Below are 16507 nucleotides of genomic sequence, written 5' to 3'. Positions count from 1 at the left end.
CTCCTCAGCGCTTCTTGCCGTCGAAGTGGGGGTTCTCCCAGATGACCGTGCCGCCCTGACCGAGGCCCACGCACATCGCGGTCACTCCGTAGCGGACGTCGGGCCTCTCGGCGAACTGCGCCGCCAACTGGATCATGAGCCGCACGCCGGACGCCGCGAGCGGGTGACCGAGGGCGATCGCCCCGCCCCACGGGTTGACCCGGGGATCGTCGTCGGCGATGCCGAAGTGGTCGAGGAAGGAGATCACCTGGATCGCGAACGCCTCGTTGAGCTCGAACAGACCGATGTCGGAGATGGCGAGCCCGGCCTTCGCGAGTGCCTTCTCGGTCGACGGAATCGGCCCGATACCCATGATCTCCGGCTGCACTCCGGCGAAGGCGAACGAGACCATGCGCATCTTCGGCGCCAGACCCATCTCCTTCACCGCGTGACGCCCGGCCAGCAGCGACATCGTCGCGCCGTCGGTCAGCGGTGAGGACGTGCCGGCCGTCACTCGCCCGTGGGGGCGGAAGGGCGTCTTCAGCCCGGCGAGGTCCTCCATCGTCGTGTCGGGCCGCCGCCCCTCGTCCTCTGTCGCCAGGCCCCATGCGCCGTCGGCGCCCTTCACCGCGACCGGCACCAGGTCGGGCTGGATCTTGCCGGCGTCGTAGGCGGCCTGCACCTTGTGCTGGCTGAGCATGCCGAAACGGTCGGAGCGCTCCTTGGTCAGGTGGGGGAAGCGATCGAAGATCCGCTCCGCGGTGACCCCCATGTTCAGCGCGCCCGGGTCGACCATGCGCTCGGCCACGAATCGCGGGTTCGGATCGGCGTTCGAACCGATCGGGTGATGCCCCATGTGCTCCACACCGCCGGCGAGGGCGACGTCGTACATCCCCACGCCGATCGATGCGCCCATCGTCGTGACGCTCGTCATCGCACCGGCGCACATCCGCTCGATCGCCAGCCCGGGCACGGTCTGGGGGAGTCCGGCGAGGATCGCGACGGAGCGACCCAGCGTGAGTCCCTGGTCGCCGGTCTGACTCGTCGCCGCAATCGCGACGTCGTCGACGCGGTCGGCCGGGACGCCGGGGTTGCGCTCCATCAGGCCGATGGTCGCCTTCACCGCCAGGTCGTCGGCGCGGGTGTTCCAGTACATGCCCTTCTCGCCGGCGCGCCCGAACGGGGTGCGGATGCCGTCGATGAAGTAGACGTCGGTGAGCTCGGCCACACTGCCTCCAAAGATTGAGATCGAGTCCAGCTTAAAGTGGAACCGGGTCTCGCGAAAACCGTTGGATCGAACCTACGAAGCGGTTTCCGGCGCCTGCGACGAGGGCTGAACGGATTCCACAAACGCCTCGACGATCACCGGGACGGTGCGCTCGATCTGCCACGGGCGCGCGCCGTGGCCGGCCAGAGCGTCGGCAACGGCTTCGGGACTGAGGGGCTCCGGCGGCGCCCACGCGACGCGGCGAAGCGTCTCCGGTGTAAGGAGATTCTCCGTGGGCATCCGGAGATCCAGCGCCAGCTGCTCGATGCGCGGACGGACCGCTTTCAGGCGGACGTCGGCGGGCGGATTGCGGTCGACCCACGCACGGGGCGGCGGCAACCCCTCGCCGGGCGTCCGTTCCAACGGCAGGCTCTCGGCGGCGCGTCCCGCCTCGATCGCCGACCACCACCGGTCCAGCTGCGTCCGGCTGGCACGGCCGGTGAACTCCTTGAGCCGTGCGAGGTCCTGCTTGGTCGCGGGGTCCGCGATGACAGCGGCCACCAGCGAGCGGTCCGGCACCAGACGACCGGGGGAGACGTCCTCGTCGCGCGCGTAGTCCTCCCGCGCCTGCCACAACGAGCGAGCGACCGCCAACGACCGCCGGCCGCGCACGGTGTGCAGACCGCTCAAGCGGCGCCACGGTTCTTCCCTCGGCGGCTTGGCGGGCCGCGTCAACACGGAGTGGAACTCCTGCGCGGCGATGTCGGACTTGTCCTGCTCGGCGAGCTCGACGGCCAATGCGTCACGGACGTCGATCAGATGGAGCACATCGAGGGCGGCGTATTCGAGCCAGGCCTGGGGCAAGGGACGCGTGGACCAGTCAGCGGCCGAATGGGCCTTGGCCAGCGTGATCCCGAGCGTGTCCTCCACGACCGCACCCAGCCCCACCTTGTCGTGGCCGAGAAGCCGGGCCGCCAGTTCGGTATCGAAGATCGTGGGCGGCTCCAGGCCCTCTTCGCGTAACGACGGCAGATCCTGGCTCGCCGCGTGGAGAACCCACTCGACGTCACCGATCGCCTCCTGGAGCGCAGACATGTCGCCGATCGCCGGCGGATCGAAGAGGAAGACGCCCGCGCCACGCCGGAAGACCTGGATCAGGTAGGCGCGTTGAGAGTAGCGGAAGCCGGACGCCCGCTCGACGTCGACAGCAGCCGGCCCTTCTCCGGCGGCGAGCGCCGCAGCAGCGTCGAGCATTCCTTCCGGGTCGGCGATAACGATGTAGTCAGCCACGTGTGTTCCTGTGCGCGCCGAAGACGGCGATTCCTTCCGATCCGGGCGGCAACCCCGCCAGCATGCAGACCAGTTCGGCCCACGCGGAGAGATGAGCGGTCAGGTCTCCGGCGGGAGACCAGGACGCCCGCAGTTCGATCTGCGCGCCGTCACCTTCCTCCGCGAGCGTACCGAATCCCTTCGAGAGCGTCTTCGTGGCTGTCCCGGAGGCGGCGTGGAAGGCCGCACCGCGTGCCGAGAGCGCGTCGACGAGCCACGACCAGGCCACATCGGCAAGCAGCGGGTCGGTTCCGATCTCCGGCTCCAGCGGCGCCTGGGCGAACGACACGATCCGCCACGGGCCTCCCCACTGGTCGGGCTCCTCGTCGTTGTGGAGGAGGACGAATCGTCCCGTGCCGTATTCGGAATCGACCCCGTCGGCAGAAGGCCGCACGTCCCCGGCGAACGCCACGGCGTCAGGTGCGAGCGAGGCCGGGGCCGCGATCTCCCGCACCACGAAGTCATCACGGAACGTGAGGGCTCGCAGCGCCTCGGCGGCCTGCGCGAAACCGAGGTCGCGCGGGGGACGGGTGTCATCCACAGCGACAGACTAAAGTGAGGCCTCGATGAACGCCTCCAGGCGCGCCGCTGGCGCAGCACCGTCTCCGGCCGTGCTCCATGCCCTGATCGTGGGGCTCACGGTGGCCCTCGGTGCCTCCCTGGCCCTTCTCGCCGCCGTCGCCGGGCGCATGGCGCGGCGCGTGGTGACACCCGCGGGCCGGCTCGCCGACACGCGCATCGTCGATGTCGATGTCGCGGCGCAGACCATCACACTGAGCAAGACCGCCGACACTGTTCTCCCGGGGCGTTACGGGCTGTTCACAGCAGGCACGGCGGACTATGTGAAGGTCGGATCGGTCCTCTCCGACGACGAATCCACCGTCACACGCAAGCTTCTGACCCATATCGGATCGGACTCGCGCCTGGCGGCCGACGCCGCCTTCAGCGGATGGTACTTCGACCACCCCGAGCAGCTGCATCTCCCGTTCGAGTCCGAGCTGGTCGGCGCCGCCGTCGGCCCGTGTCCCGCCTGGATCTTCCCGAGCGCACAGCCGTCCGACACGTGGGTGATCCAGGTCCACGGGCGCGGCACGACGCGCGCCGAGTGCCTGCGGGCGGTTCCGCTCTTCCAGGGGCTCGGCATCACCTCGATGCTGGTGTCGTACCGCAACGACGGTTCCGCCCCGCGGAGCCGTTCGGGTGCCTACGCGCTCGGAGCCACGGAGTGGCGCGATGTCGACGCTGCCCTCGGCGTCGCGCGGCGGCGGGGCGCGCGACGGATCATCGTCATGGGGTGGTCGATGGGCGGCGCCATCGCTCTTCAGGTAGCCCTGAACTCCGCGCACCGGAATCTGCTCGCCGGGATCGTCCTGGAGTCACCCGTGATCGACTGGCGACGCGTGCTCTCCTATCAGGCGCGTCAGCTCGGCCTCCCGGCGGGCGTGGCCGGCCTCGCAATCGGAGCGCTGGGGACCGACTGGGCGACGCCTCTGACCGGAACGGAAGCACGCATCCCCTTTGAACGGCTGGACGTCGTCGCCCGTGCGGGGGAGCTGCGCCACCCCGTGCTCATCCTGCACAGCGACGACGACGGATTCGTCCCGCCCGACGCGTCGTATGACCTCGCCGCGGCGCGGCCGGACCTGGTCGAGATGCAGACGTTCTCGGTGGCCCGTCACACCAAGCTCTGGAACTACGACCAGGACCGCTGGAGTCGGAGCATCACCGAATGGCTCGAGGGCCACGATCTGATCCCGCAGCCCCCCGCTGCGTCGCGCCTGTAACACATCGCCCGTCTAGGCTTGACGGGTGAGCAACGTCCCGGCCGGCATCGTGCACCTGACCGACCGTTCTCCGCAGGTCACCGGAAGCGAGATGGTCGCCGCCCTCGTCCCGCCGCCACAGTTCGACCACGCCACGTTCGATACCTACCGCGCCGATTCGGAATACCCTTCCCAGCAAGCCGCGAAGGATCTCCTCATGGCCTTCAGCGGCACGGGAGCGGCAGCACCCCGCGGGGGCGGGCTGTTCCGCCGACGGGAGAAGCCTGCAGAGCTCAAGCCCGGCGTCTACCTCGACGGCGGGTTCGGCGTCGGCAAGACGCACCTGCTGGCGGCGATCTACCATGCAGTTCCCGCTCGCCGGAAGTACTTCGGCTCGTTCATCGAGTACACCGCCCTGGTCGGGGCGCTCGGCTACCAGCAGACGGTTGCGCTGTTCCGCGGGGCAGACCTCCTGTGCATCGACGAGTTCGAGCTCGACGACCCGGGAGACACCATGGTCATGACGCGCCTGCTGGGCGAGCTGGTCCCGGGCGGCACGAAACTGGCCGCGACCTCCAACACTCCTCCCAACGCGCTCGGGGAAGGGCGATTCGCCGCGCAGGACTTCCTTCGAGAGATCCATGCGATGGCGGCGAGCTTCCAGACGATCCGCATCGACGGCACCGACTACCGCCAGCGCGCCGTCGACGGGCACGCTGCCACGTGCGACGAGGAGAGCTACGCGGAAGCGATCGCCAGCACCCCGGGGGTCGCATCGGATGACGCGTTCCCCGATCTGATCCGTCACCTCGCATCGGTGCACCCATCCCGCTACATCCGTCTCATCGACGGCCTTTCGCTCGTCGGGCTGCGCGATGTGTCACAACTGACCGATCAGTCGGCAGCGCTGCGCTTCGTCGCGTTCGTGGATCGCGCGTACGACGCACAACTGCCCATCCGCGCCACCGGTACCCCGCTCGACGAGGTCTTCTCCGAGGACATGCTGGCGGGCGGATACCGCAAGAAGTACCTGCGCGCGATCTCGCGCCTGGTCGCTCTCACGCACGCCTGAGCCGATTCCCGGCCTCCGTCCGGCGGCACGAAACGTGAAGTTTACGTAGGCACCGACCCCGTAACCGACTGGAAACACGACACGTGTGCCAGCGGTAACCCCGCCTCGCGAAACTGGTCGCGCCCGGAAAGCCGCACACCCGATTGCCCGCGGTCGCTACGGGATCTGAGTAACACGACACGAATGAGGATTCTCATGGATTCAGGCAATTTCGCTTGGTCGATCGCGGCTACCGCCTTGGTACTGTTCATGACGCCCGGTGTGGCGTTCTTCTACGGCGGACTCGTCAAGGCCAAGAGCGTCGTCAGCATGATGATGCTGAGCTTCGGCGCGATGGGGCTCGTCGCGGTCCTGTGGATCCTGTACGGATTCAACATGGCCGGCATCAGCGAGCGCGAGAGCTGGGGCTTCGAGTTCTCCGGCAACCCGTTCGGTGAGCACTTCGCCCTGGCCGGATACACGAGCTCCGAGCTGGTCGGCGCGACCTTCGGAGCGACCTTCGCGATCATCACCGTCGCCCTGATCTCGGGTGCGATCGCCGATCGGGCCAAGTTCGGCTCCTGGCTGCTGTTCGCGGGCCTGTGGGCGACCCTCGTCTACTTCCCGGTGGCGGCATGGGTGTGGGGCGCCGGCGGCTGGATCTTCAACCTGGGTCAGGCCTTCGGCTTCGACTACAGCACGATCGACTACGCGGGCGGCACGGCCGTGCACATCAATGCCGGCGCCGCAGCCCTGGCGCTGGCCCTCGTGCTCGGCAAGCGCGTCGGTTTCCAGAAGGGCATCCAGAAGCCGCACAACGTGCCTCTGGTCATGCTGGGCGCCGCCATCCTGTGGTTCGGCTGGTTCGGCTTCAACGCCGGCGCCGAAGGAACCTTCAACCTCCTCGGCGAGGAGAACACGGGTGCGGGCCTCATCGTCATCAACACGCTCGGTGCAACCGCCGCAGCGATCCTCGGCTGGATCATCGTCGAGAAGCTCAAGGACGGCAAGGCCACGTCGGTCGGAGCCGCCTCGGGCGCCGTCGCCGGTCTCGTCGCGATCACGCCGGCCTGTGCGAACCTCGACCCGATCTGGGCGCTCGTGCTCGGCCTCATCGCCGGAGCGGTCTGCGCCCTCGCGATCGAGCTGAAGTGGAAGCTCGGCTACGACGACTCGCTCGACGTGGTGGGAATCCACATGGTCGGTGGATTCATCGGCTGCTGGTACCTCGGCTTCTTCGCCATCAACACGGGCCTGTTCACCGGCGGCAACGGAGGGCAGCTGCTCCTCCAGGTGATCGCCTCCATCGTGGTCGCGGTGTACTCCTTCATCGTGGCCTACGTCCTCGGCTTCGCAATCGAGAAGACGCTCGGTTTCCGCGTCAAGAACGAGGACGAGATCGCCGGCATCGACACGGTCGTTCACGGCGAAGAGGGCTACGCCCTCGTCGACTGATCCCCGCGATCAGCAGGACACAGCACGTCGAGGGGCGTCGGACACCGGTCCGGCGCCCCTCGGCGTTCGTGTCTCACGGCCCGCCACGTCGAGGATTGTTAGCCTGTCGGCCATGACGCCGTCCTCGCCGCGCCCGCGCACCGTTCGAGATCTCCTCGCAGGAATCGTGCGGACGGCGAAGGCTCGGCTCCGGCCGTCGGACCCGGCTCCGGACACCTTCCCATCGCGACGCACGGCCACGCCGCCGCAGGACGCGGGCACGGCCACCGTCGAGGTCGCACCACCGCCCGCAGACGGCCTGCAGATCGGCTACGCCCCGGAGCTCGACGGTGATCCCGACGCCGGCGAGATCGTGTGGACGTGGGTTCCCTATGCCGAGAACGACGGTCGCGGAAAGGACCGCCCGGTACTCGTGATCGCGCGCCAGGACGCGTCGCGTGTCTTCGCGGTCAAGCTCACGAGCAAGGCCCACGACGGCGACCGCGACTTCCTCCCGATCGGAACCGGCGACTGGGACAGCGCCGGCCGGGCGTCATGGCTGGACCTGGACCAGGTGTACAGCGTCCATCGGGACGGGCTGCGCCGAGAGGCGGCGATTCTCGACGAGGCGCGCTACCGGATCGTGGCCGACGCGCTGCATCGTCGCTGGGGCTGGCCTATCGAGCGCTGAGCCTTGTCAGGGCTCGGTCCGCCATGCCCGGATCTTGTCGGGGTTTCGCACGACCCACAGGCCCACGAACCGGCCATCCACCTGGTCGACGCTGATGACGGCCCTGATCTCGCCGTCCGAGCGAGCCAGGAGGCCGAGGCGGCCGTTCACGACATCTTCGGCGACCGTGACACCGGGCTGTCGGGCCAGGACCCCGATCAGGAGCGCGGCGACCGCCTCGGCACCGACCACCGGTTCGGAAGCGGCAGAGACGACGCCCCCGCCATCGATGACGGCGGTCGCGTTCGGGTCGAGAAGACCGATGAGGTTCTCGGTGTCTCCCGTCTCCCACGCGAGCCGGAACGCTCGCACCGCTGCGGCATGCTCGTCGGGCTCGACAGGGCGCCGGCGGGAACCCTGGACCCGTCGACGGGCGCTCGCGGCCAGCTGGCGGCACGCTTCCGGCGACCTCCCGACCACCTCGGCGACCTCCGGGAACGTGTAGCCGAAGACGTCGTGCAGCACGAAGGCGACACGCTCGGCAGGTGTCATCGCCTCCAACACGACCAGCACGGCCATCGAGACGGACTCGTCCGTGCTGATCCGATCGGCCGGGTCGACCGCGGCTGCCCCGCCGCTCGTCCACGTGGAGCCGCCGGGCACGGGTTCTGGAAGCCAGGGCCCGCTATAGCGCTCCCGCCGGGCGCGCGCCGAGGTCAGCATGTCCACGCCGATGCGCCCTGCCGTCGTCATCAGCCAGGCGCGAGGGGAGCGGATCTCCCGCCGTTGCGACGGCGTCATCCGGTACCACCGGACGTAGGTCTCTTGTACGGCATCCTCGGCATCGGCGACCGACCCGAGTATCCGATACGCCAGCCCGCGCAGTGCCGAGCGCTCGCTCGCCGCGGCCGCGTCCGCATCCGGGGCGTGGGTGTCCTCGTCCACTGCGCCCTCCTTCCGTCGGGGCAGGCACCGGTGCCACACGTCGCGCCTCGCCCCATCTTCTCGACAACGAGACGACGCAGCCACCCAGACCGTGAGGTCGGATTCGCCGCCGAACCTCACACATCGGCGGGTCGTGTCGTCTACCTGGAGAGCCGCCCACCGACGTGCTCGTCTCATCGCAGATCTGGAGGATCCACATGACTGGACCGGTGACCTTCGTCAACGTCCTCGACATCGACCCGGACACCCGGGACCAGGTGATCGCACATCTCCGGGAGGGCGCGGCGACCGTGTTCTCGAGGTGCGCCGGCTTCGTCTCGCTCGAGCTGCTCCTGAGCACCGACGGCACGCGGATCATCAACGTCGCGCGCTGGGACAGTGCGGAGCATCTCTCGGCGGCGCAATCGGCCCCGGGCGCCGCCGCCTACGCGCGGCGCACGGCGGAACTGTCCAGCGCTCGACCGGGAGTGTTCATGACCATCGCCACCTTCGCCGAGGCGGGAAGTGGTCGGGAAGAGGCAGGAAGAGAGGAGTGGGCGATACCAGACTCGAACTGATGACCTCTTCCGTGTGAAGGAAGCGCGCTACCAACTGCGCCAATCGCCCGTCGCCCCAAGGGGCCGACAACCGATGCTACCGGATCGACGGGCATGCACCGAATCCGAACCGGGACACGCGCGGAGGCCGTCCGGTTTTGCACTTGGCGGTTCGTCGACTAAAGTCGATCAAGCGCCCGGGGCAACTCGGGAGCACGCGGATGTAGCGCAGTTGGTAGCGCATCACCTTGCCAAGGTGAGGGTCGCGAGTTCGAGTCTCGTCATCCGCTCGAGTGCGAGGATCTGTCTTCGGAGAGATCCCGACACGTGGGTCGAACCACACACGGTGGCGTGGCCGAGCGGCTAGGCACCGGCCTGCAAAGCCGTTTACACGGGTTCGAATCCCGTCGCCACCTCTCCGGCACAAACTGAATAGCCCACACGGGCGCGATTGGCGCAGCGGTAGCGCGCTTCCCTGACACGGAAGAGGTCACTGGTTCGATCCCAGTATCGCGCACACACGAGAAGGACCCCTGATCTCTCAGGGGTCCTTCTGCGTTCAGATCCTCAGCCCTCTCGCCAGGAGTCGTCCCGGAGATGGGATCCTGCCTGCGGCCCCATCTGGAGCATGCCACCGTCCACGGCCCAACTGGCACCGGTCACATAGGAGGCGGCCGGGGAGGCGAGGAAGGCGACGACCGCGGCGATCTCCTCCGGCCGGCCCGGTCGCCCGAGGGGAATGCCGGGACGATGTGTCACGTCGGCGTCGTCAGACTCCATGTCATTCATGGGCGTGGCGATCTCGCCCGGGGCCACCGCGTTGACGGTGATCTGCGACGGGCGCCCTCTTCGTCGGTGTGCCAGGTGATCCCGACATCCATCCCGGACTCGGCCAACGCGATGGCGGTCGCGGCGCCGATGCCGGAATCGGACGCGGTGACGATGGCACGCGGAGCGGATGCAGCGGTCTCTGCCGGAAGGGTCTGGTTCGTCGTGGTCATGGAGCGAGGCTAGGGACGATCGTTCGAGCGGAGACGGGGGTTGACAGGTGGTCCGCTCGCGGCACGGGCGGCGACGGTCCGTAGGCTGGGCGAGTGAGGATGAGGATGCAGCGTCACCAGCTCGCGCTGTACCTCGGCGCGATGATGGCCGGTGCCGCTGTCGGTCTCCTCGTGCCGGCGTCGGCATTTCCGTTCCCGGCACTGGTGACCCCCGCCCTCATGATGCTGCTCATCGCCACCTTCCTGAGCGTTCCGCTTGCACGCCTGGCCGAAGCCGGTCGGGACGTGCGGTTCCTCGCCGCCGTACTGGTCCTGAACTTCGCCGTCGCGCCCGGCGTGGTGTTCATCCTCAGCAGGTTCGTCGCCGACGACGCCGCGCTCCTCGTCGGCGTGCTGCTCGTGCTCCTCACGCCCTGCGTCGACTACGTGATCGTCTTCACCCGAATGGCCGGGGGAGCGGCAGATCGGCTCCTCGCCGCGACACCGCTCCTGATGATCCTCCAGTTCCTGCTCTTGCCGCTCTGGCTCGTCCTCTTCGCCGGCGCCGACACGATGGTCGGCATCGATGCGGGACCGTTCGCCGAGGCGTTCATGTTGTTCATCGCCGTTCCCCTGGGCCTCGCTGCCGCCGCGCAGTGGGCTGCCGCGCGATGGCGGCCCGCGCGCACCCTCGTCCGCTCTGCGGACACGGCGATGGTGCCGATCATGACGCTGACGCTCGTCATCGTCGTCGCCGCTCAGGTCCCCCGTCTCGGCTCCGACGCCGCGGCCCTTGTCCGCGTGATTCCTCTCTTCGTGGTGTTCCTCGGGGTGATGACGGCGCTCGGCGTTCTCACGGCGCGCGTCTTCCGGCAGCAGGCAGTCCCCGCCCGCGCCGTGGTCTTCTCCGGCGTCACACGCAACTCGCTCGTCGTGCTGCCGCTGGCGCTCGCGCTCCCCGAGGGGCTTGCCGTCGCCGGCAGCGTCGTGGTGACCCAGACGCTGGTGGAACTCGTCGGGATGGTCGTGTGGGTGCGGCTCGTCCCCTCCCTGCTTCCGGCGCAGGGCATCGAGGGGACCTCGGTCGCGCCCGGGGTCGCGGGCTAGGCTCGGCGGTATGGCTCACCTCGTCCTCTCCGTCGTCGGCGACGACCGCACCGGTCTCGTCCGTGCCCTCGCCGACACGATCGCCGCCCACGAGGGCAACTGGGAGCGCAGCGAACTCACGGAACTCGCGGGTGCATTCGCCGGCATCGTGCTGGTCTCCGTTCCCGACGAGCGTCGGGAGGAGCTGACCTCTGCGCTCGCCCGTCTCGATGGGCTCCTGCGAGTGACCGCCCACAGCGGCACGACGCTTCCGGCCACTCCCGGGCGCCTCCTGACCTTCACGGTGCTGGGCAACGATCGGCCCGGCATCGTGCGCGACGTCACGAACGCGATCAACGAGCACGCCGTGAGCATCGACGCCTTCACCAGCCGGACGATCGACGCGCCGATGGCGGGCGGTCTCCTCTTCGAGGCGGTCGTCTCGGTGCGGGTGCCTGCCGACGCGGATGCCGCTCCCATCGTGGCGGCGCTGGAGCGCCTGGCCGACGAGATCCAGGTGGACCTCAACCTGGGCTGACGCGTCCTCGGCTCACCGCACCGTCAAGGGGACGACCGCGGCGGCGACCGTGAGCGGTGCGGCGACCAAGCCCCAGAGGACGTAGGTGCGCCACGGGACGTGGACTCCCACGGCGGTCAGGCGCTGGTGCCACAGCAGCGTCGCCAGCGACGCCCAGGGCGTGATGAGCGGACCGGCGTTGACGCCGATGAGCAGCGCGGCAAGCCGTCGCGGGGTGTCCGCTGCCCCTTCCAGCGCGACGTAGGCGGGGAGGTTGTTGACGGCGTTGGCGGTGAGCATCCCCACACCCGACATCTGCCACAACGCGAGAGGGCTCTCCCCGGTACCGGTCATCGCGGCGGCGATCGTGCGAAGCCCGACCTGTTCGAGCGCCCCGACGGCGACGAAGAGCCCGATGGCGAAGACGAGCAGGGACCACGGCACGAGCGAGAACCGCAGGACGCGGGGAGACCGCCACGCGAACAGAGCCAGCAGGACGATGGCTCCCGCGGTGGCCGGGATCCACGGCTCCACTCCGACGACGAGGAGCGGCGCGAGGACCACGACCACGAGCGAGGCGATGCGCAGTTGCAGACGATCCGAGATCAGCGGGGGAGCCGCGGGAAGGAACCGCCCCCGCAGGTCACGCCGGTGGACCACGAGGAGCAGCGCCACCGTCACACCCACCGCGATGGCGGCGGACGGCCCCAGCAATCCGATGAAGGCGCCGGCATCCGCGCCGCCCAGGCGATGTACGGCGAGGAGATTCGTGAGGTTGGAGACCGGCAGAACGAGCGAGGCGGTGTTGGCGAGCCAGACGGTGGCGAAGGCGAAGGGCAGTGGGGAGAGCCCGTTCGCCCGCGCGACCGCGACGACGACAGGTGTCAGCAACACCGCGGTGGTGTCCAGCGACAGGAAGGCCGTCGAGGCGGTCGCCAACGTTACGACGAGAAGCCACAACGCGATGGTCCGCCCCCGCGAGAGGCGCGCAAGAGCGCCGGCCGCGACGTCGAAGACACCCGCGATCGACGCCAGCTCGGCGACCACGGTGACCGCGACGACGAAGACGAGGATCGGCCAGACCCGTTCTGCGATGACCGCCACCTCGTCGAGGGGAAGCACGCCGGCCATCACTGCGGCAGCGGAGGCGAGGATCAGGAAGGATCCGACGAGGACGAGCTTCACGGGATCCATCATCTGGCATGCGGCACCGCCGCAGCCGACGGCAGAACGCGCCACGCCGGTCGCCCCATCCGTCTAGACTCGCACCGGCCCCCGAGGGTCATCACCGCATCGCTCGGGCGACAGGCCCCGAGCTCGAAGAAATGGATACGCATGCGCACCACCTCCTCTCTGTCGCTCCTTCTCGTCGGCGGGCTCGCCGTCGCCGCGCTGACCGGCTGCTCCGGCCAGCAGTCCGTCGCCGACGCGTGCAAGATCGCAGAGTCCACCGTCTCCGAGGTCCAGACCGACGTCGCCTCGGTCTCCGCGGACGCCTCGGCCGGCGAGTTCTCCAAGGTCTCGGGGCTGTTCGACACCCTCAAGGGCAAGCTCGACGAGGCGTCCGGAAAGATCACCAACGAAGAGGTCAAGACGGCGGTCAACGATCTCTCCGCGAGCGTCGACAAGTTCGCGACGCTGTTCGACGGGCTCGAGGACGGCGACATGGAGGGCCTGAGCGGAAAGCTCGACCAGTTCGAGCCTGCCGCCACCGCGATCCAGGACTCCAGCACCAAGCTCGGGACGCTCTGCTCGCAGTGACCGTGCACCGCGGGGGCGCGTCCGCGCCCCCGCGGCCCCTCGGTAGACTGAGCGGCATGGAACCGCTCCGGATCAGGTCGACAAGGGCGGGCACCGTCATCGGCACGCGAACGCTTCACGCCTGAGCGGGCGGAGCGCGATGCGCTCGAAGCTGAGTAGCCTTGATTCGAGCCTTGACGGGAGAGTTCCCTTGACTGACGCCATCACCCCGGCCGAAGTGTCGTATCCGACCGACGGATTCGCGCTGTACCCCGACCGTTCCATCGTCGCCCTGCGCGTGAACGGCGAGCTGAAAGACCTCGCCACGGTCGTCCGCTCCACCGACGACGTCGAGCCGGTCACGATCGACAGCGCCGACGGCCTGTCCATCCTCCGCCACTCCACGGCCCACGTGCTGGCTCAGGCCGTTCAACGCGTCCGCCCCCAGGCCAACCTCGGCATCGGCCCGCCGATCGTCGACGGCTTCTACTACGACTTCGGTGTGGACGAGCCCTTCACGCCGGAAGACCTGAAGGCGATCAAGAAGGAGATGGAGCGCATCGTCCGTGAGGGGCAGCGCTTCGTCCGCCGCGTGGTGTCCGACGACGAGGCTCGCCAAGAGCTGGCCGGCGAGCCCTTCAAGCTCGAGCTCATCGGTCTCAAGGGCGGCACGAAGGAAGCGGCCGAGGGAGCATCCGTCGAGGTCGGCACAGGCGAGCTCACCATCTATGACAACGTCGCGCGTGACGGCGAGACCGTCTGGAAGGACCTCTGCCGAGGGCCGCACGTCCCCTCCACCCGCATCGTGGGAAACGGCTGGGACCTCACCCGGATCGCGGGCGCGTACTGGCGGGGCAGCGAGAAGAACCCGCAGCTGCAGCGGATCTACGGCACCGCGTGGGCCACGAAGGACGAACTTCGCGCCTACCAGCAGCGCCTCGAAGAGGCGGCCAAGCGCGATCACCGCAAGCTCGGCAAGGAACTCGACCTCTTTTCGTTCCCCGACGAGATCGGTTCGGGCCTGAGCGTGTGGCACCCCAAGGGGGGCATCGTGCGCGGTGAGATGGAGCAGCACGCGCGGCGCCGTCACATCGAGGGCGGCTACTCATACGTCTACACGCCGCACATCTCGAAGGAAGACCTCTTCCTCACCTCCAACCACCTCGTCACCTACAAGGAGGGCATGTTCCCCCCGATCCGGATGGACGAGGAACGGGCCGCCGACGGTACGGTCACCAAGCAGGGCCAGGATTACTACCTCAAGCCCATGAACTGCCCGATGCACATCCTCATCTACAAGGAGCGTGCGCGCAGCTACCGCGACCTGCCCCTCCGGCTCGCCGAGAACGGGACGGTGTACCGCAACGAACTCTCCGGCGCGCTGCACGGGCTCACTCGCGTGCGCGGCTTCACCCAGGACGATTCGCACCTGTTCGTGACACCCGATCAGCTCGAGAGCGAGGCGACCCGCGTGCTGGAGTTCGTCATCTCGATGCTGCGGGACTTCGGGCTGGATGAGTTCGAGCTCGAGCTGTCGATGCGCGACGACGAAAAGGAGAAGTGGATCGGGTCGGACGAGTTCTGGGCCTCCTCCACGCAGGCCCTGCGCAACGTGGCCCTGGCCAGTGGCCTGAAGCTCACCGAAGTGCCGGGAGAAGCCGCCTTCTACGGTCCGAAGATCGATCTGAAGACGAAGGACGCGATCGGGCGCACCTGGCAGCTGTCAACGGTGCAGGTGGACCCGAACCTGCCGGAGCGCTTCGGCTTGGAGTACACGGGGCCTGACGGCGAGAAGCACCGCCCCATCATGATCCACCGGGCGTTGTTCGGCTCGATCGAGCGGTTCTTCGCGATCCTCCTGGAGCACTACGCCGGCGCCTTCCCGGTGTGGCTCGCGCCGGTCCAGGTGGTGGGCATCCCGGTCGCGGAGGACTTCGCCCCCTACCTCGACGACATCGTCGCGCGGCTGCGTTCCGCCGGCGTTCGTGCCGAGGTGGACCACTCGGCCGACCGCATGCAGAAGAAGATCCGCACGCACACGACTCAGAAGGTGCCGCTGCAACTGATCGCGGGGGAGCAGGACCGCAGCGCCGGCACCGTGTCGTTCCGCTTCCGCGACGGCTCGCAGACCAACGGCATCCCGGTCGAGGAGGCGATCGCCAAGATCACGACGGCCATCGCCGACAAGCTTCTGGTCAACTCCGCGGAGGACCTGGCGTGAGCGAGGCGGACGCCGGCGACGGCCGCCTCGAAGAGGCGAGCGCGTTCGCCGGCGTCCCCGACGGCTTCCAGCGACTCTGGACGCCGCATCGGATGGCGTACATCAACACCGGCGCCGACGCCCTGCGCGGCTCCGGATGCCCGTTCTGCGCGGCGCCGCAGAAGTCGGACGCCGACGGCCTCATCGTGCATCGCGGGAAGAGCGCCTACGTCCTGCTCAATCTCTTCCCGTACAACTCGGGGCACCTGCTCGTCTGCCCCTACCGCCACATCGCCACCTACGACCAGGCGTCATCGGAGGAGGTCGCGGAGATCGGTGCTCTCACCCAGACCGGCATGCGGGTCCTGAGCGAGGTCTCTCGCTGCGACGGGTTCAACATCGGGATGAATCAGGGCGCCGTCGCCGGTGCCGGCGTGGACGAGCACCTGCATCAGCACATCGTGCCGCGTTGGGCGTCGGATGCGAACTTCTTCCCGATCATCGCCCGGACCAAGGCCCTCCCTCAGCTCCTGGGGGAGGTGCGGGAGTCCCTCGCCGCCGCTTGGCCGGCACGATGAGGGCAGATCGGGCGACCGGCCTCGATGCCGTCGACCACCGGCTGCGCGACCTGCCGGCCAGCGTCAGGGAGCTGAGCGGCGATGTCACCGCGTTCGACGCGCGACGGGCCGTCGCGGAGACGCGCGAGCGGCAAGATCCGATCTACTGGGTCGATCTGGAGGTCGCCGCCGACTGGTTCCTCATCGGAGACAACGGGCAAGGCGACGAATGGTGGCTCGGGCCGCGTGGCGACGTCTGGTTCCTCGATCACACGGAGGGCGAGCGGTCGGTCTCACGCCTGCAAGCGATGCACCTGTCTGTCACGGAGTGGATCATGACGGGGCATCTCCTCGGGGCGTTCGAGCAGATCGATGAGCCCACCGATCTCGACGTGGCACGCCTCCGCGCCGGAATGGAGGCGATCTCGCCCGAGCTCACCGCCCGCTGGCCTTACGCACCGGTCTGAACGCGGGACCTCCTCCGCCCTGAGGCCCGACGGCGGAGCACGCGTG

The 16507-nt window shown here is 68.7% G+C and carries 17 protein-coding genes, 4 tRNA genes and 1 pseudogene; 14 read left to right on the top strand and 8 right to left on the bottom strand.

Annotated elements, in window-relative coordinates:
• Positions 1–4 precede the first annotated feature (4 nt).
• The 3 genes from AVP41_RS02090 to AVP41_RS02080 form a co-directional block, all read right to left on the bottom strand.
• Positions 5–1207 (bottom strand): thiolase family protein, encoded by a 1203-nt coding sequence (locus tag AVP41_RS02090; protein WP_067160085.1) that lies wholly within the window; start codon positions 1205–1207, stop codon positions 5–7.
• A gap of 72 nt (positions 1208–1279) precedes the next feature.
• The gene (locus tag AVP41_RS02085; protein ID WP_067160082.1) at positions 1280–2476 is read right to left on the bottom strand and encodes an HRDC domain-containing protein; all 1197 of its coding nucleotides are present in this window, start codon (positions 2474–2476) and stop codon (positions 1280–1282) included.
• Entirely contained in the window at positions 2469–3056 is a 588-nt protein-coding gene (locus AVP41_RS02080) for a DUF3000 domain-containing protein (protein WP_067160079.1), read from the bottom strand. Before AVP41_RS02080 ends, AVP41_RS02085 begins: the two co-directional genes overlap by 8 nt.
• 25 nt (positions 3057–3081) lie before the next feature.
• Here AVP41_RS02080 and AVP41_RS02075 point away from each other — a divergent pair, with 25 nt between their 5' ends.
• The 4 genes from AVP41_RS02075 (at position 3082) to AVP41_RS02060 (ending at position 7454) form a co-directional block, all read left to right on the top strand.
• Complete coding sequence (locus AVP41_RS02075) at positions 3082–4299, top strand: alpha/beta hydrolase family protein (RefSeq protein WP_067160076.1); 1218 nt, start codon at positions 3082–3084, stop codon at positions 4297–4299.
• A gap of 25 nt (positions 4300–4324) precedes the next feature.
• Positions 4325–5350: a cell division protein ZapE gene (zapE, locus tag AVP41_RS02070; RefSeq protein ID WP_067160072.1), complete on the top strand. Its 1026-nt coding sequence runs from the start codon at positions 4325–4327 to the stop codon at positions 5348–5350.
• 195 nt (positions 5351–5545) lie between these two features.
• Positions 5546–6784, top strand: a complete 1239-nt coding sequence (locus AVP41_RS02065; RefSeq protein ID WP_067160069.1) for an ammonium transporter — start codon at positions 5546–5548, stop codon at positions 6782–6784.
• 112 nt (positions 6785–6896) lie between these two features.
• Complete coding sequence (locus tag AVP41_RS02060) at positions 6897–7454, top strand: type II toxin-antitoxin system PemK/MazF family toxin (RefSeq protein ID WP_067160066.1); 558 nt, start codon at positions 6897–6899, stop codon at positions 7452–7454.
• A gap of 6 nt (positions 7455–7460) precedes the next feature.
• Here AVP41_RS02060 and sigJ read toward each other — a convergent pair whose 3' ends face one another.
• On the bottom strand, positions 7461–8378 hold the full coding sequence (gene sigJ, locus AVP41_RS02055; RefSeq protein ID WP_067160063.1) for an RNA polymerase sigma factor SigJ: 918 nt from the start codon (positions 8376–8378) through the stop codon (positions 7461–7463).
• 197 nt (positions 8379–8575) lie between these two features.
• Between sigJ and AVP41_RS16265 the strand changes: the two genes are divergently transcribed.
• Positions 8576–8935, top strand: a complete 360-nt coding sequence (locus AVP41_RS16265; RefSeq protein ID WP_082828976.1) for an antibiotic biosynthesis monooxygenase family protein — start codon at positions 8576–8578, stop codon at positions 8933–8935.
• Here the strand turns inward: AVP41_RS16265 and AVP41_RS02050 are convergent.
• Positions 8912–8984, bottom strand: a tRNA-Val gene (locus AVP41_RS02050). The two genes, AVP41_RS16265 and AVP41_RS02050, sit on opposite strands and share 24 nt — an antisense overlap.
• 147 nt (positions 8985–9131) lie before the next feature.
• Between AVP41_RS02050 and AVP41_RS02045 the strand changes: the two genes are divergently transcribed.
• The 3 genes from AVP41_RS02045 (at position 9132) to AVP41_RS02035 (ending at position 9431) form a co-directional block, all read left to right on the top strand.
• Positions 9132–9204: transfer RNA gene (locus AVP41_RS02045), tRNA-Gly, on the top strand.
• Positions 9205–9259: 55 nt separating this feature from the next.
• A tRNA-Cys gene (locus tag AVP41_RS02040) sits at positions 9260–9330 on the top strand.
• Between the two features lie 29 nt (positions 9331–9359).
• Positions 9360–9431: transfer RNA gene (locus tag AVP41_RS02035), tRNA-Val, on the top strand.
• Positions 9432–9481: 50 nt separating this feature from the next.
• Here AVP41_RS02035 and AVP41_RS17085 read toward each other — a convergent pair.
• Together AVP41_RS17085 and AVP41_RS17080 are read right to left on the bottom strand one after the other, a co-directional pair.
• A pseudogene (locus tag AVP41_RS17085) lies at positions 9482–9745 on the bottom strand (SDR family oxidoreductase); the annotation flags it as partial.
• Complete coding sequence (locus AVP41_RS17080; RefSeq protein WP_442922783.1) at positions 9700–9915, bottom strand: hypothetical protein; 216 nt, start codon at positions 9913–9915, stop codon at positions 9700–9702. The pseudogene AVP41_RS17085 and the gene AVP41_RS17080, both read right to left, overlap by 46 nt.
• A gap of 105 nt (positions 9916–10020) precedes the next feature.
• Here AVP41_RS17080 and AVP41_RS02025 point away from each other — a divergent pair, with 105 nt between their 5' ends.
• Positions 10021–11001, top strand: a complete 981-nt coding sequence (locus AVP41_RS02025) for a bile acid:sodium symporter (protein ID WP_197464238.1) — start codon at positions 10021–10023, stop codon at positions 10999–11001.
• 10 nt (positions 11002–11011) lie between these two features.
• On the top strand, positions 11012–11518 hold the full coding sequence (locus tag AVP41_RS02020; RefSeq protein WP_067160054.1) for a glycine cleavage system protein R: 507 nt from the start codon (positions 11012–11014) through the stop codon (positions 11516–11518).
• A 12-nt stretch (positions 11519–11530) separates the two neighbouring features.
• On the opposite strand, the gene AVP41_RS02015 is transcribed toward AVP41_RS02020, so the two are convergent.
• Positions 11531–12694, bottom strand: a complete 1164-nt coding sequence (locus AVP41_RS02015; protein ID WP_067160052.1) for an SLC13 family permease — start codon at positions 12692–12694, stop codon at positions 11531–11533.
• 138 nt (positions 12695–12832) lie between these two features.
• Between AVP41_RS02015 and AVP41_RS02010 the strand changes: the two genes are divergently transcribed.
• The 4 genes from AVP41_RS02010 to AVP41_RS01995 all read left to right on the top strand — a co-directional run bounded on the left by AVP41_RS02010 (position 12833) and on the right by AVP41_RS01995 (position 16461).
• On the top strand, positions 12833–13258 hold the full coding sequence (locus AVP41_RS02010) for a hypothetical protein (protein WP_067160049.1): 426 nt from the start codon (positions 12833–12835) through the stop codon (positions 13256–13258).
• Between the two features lie 139 nt (positions 13259–13397).
• Positions 13398–15458 (top strand): threonine--tRNA ligase, encoded by a 2061-nt coding sequence (thrS, locus tag AVP41_RS02005; protein ID WP_082828975.1) that lies wholly within the window; start codon positions 13398–13400, stop codon positions 15456–15458.
• The gene (locus tag AVP41_RS02000; protein WP_067160041.1) at positions 15455–16015 is read left to right on the top strand and encodes an HIT family protein; all 561 of its coding nucleotides are present in this window, start codon (positions 15455–15457) and stop codon (positions 16013–16015) included. Before thrS ends, AVP41_RS02000 begins: the two co-directional genes overlap by 4 nt.
• A complete protein-coding gene (locus tag AVP41_RS01995; protein ID WP_067160038.1) occupies positions 16012–16461 on the top strand; it encodes a hypothetical protein in 450 nt (149 codons plus the stop codon). The genes AVP41_RS02000 and AVP41_RS01995 overlap by 4 nt, the downstream gene beginning before the upstream one ends.
• Positions 16462–16507: the final 46 nt, after the last annotated feature.

The sequence above is a fragment of the Microbacterium sp. TNHR37B genome (assembly GCF_001620065.1).
GTDB lineage: Bacteria > Actinomycetota > Actinomycetes > Actinomycetales > Microbacteriaceae > Microbacterium.
The sequence above is the reverse complement of the archived record's forward strand: the minus strand, read 5'-3'. Positions and strand labels throughout refer to the sequence as shown.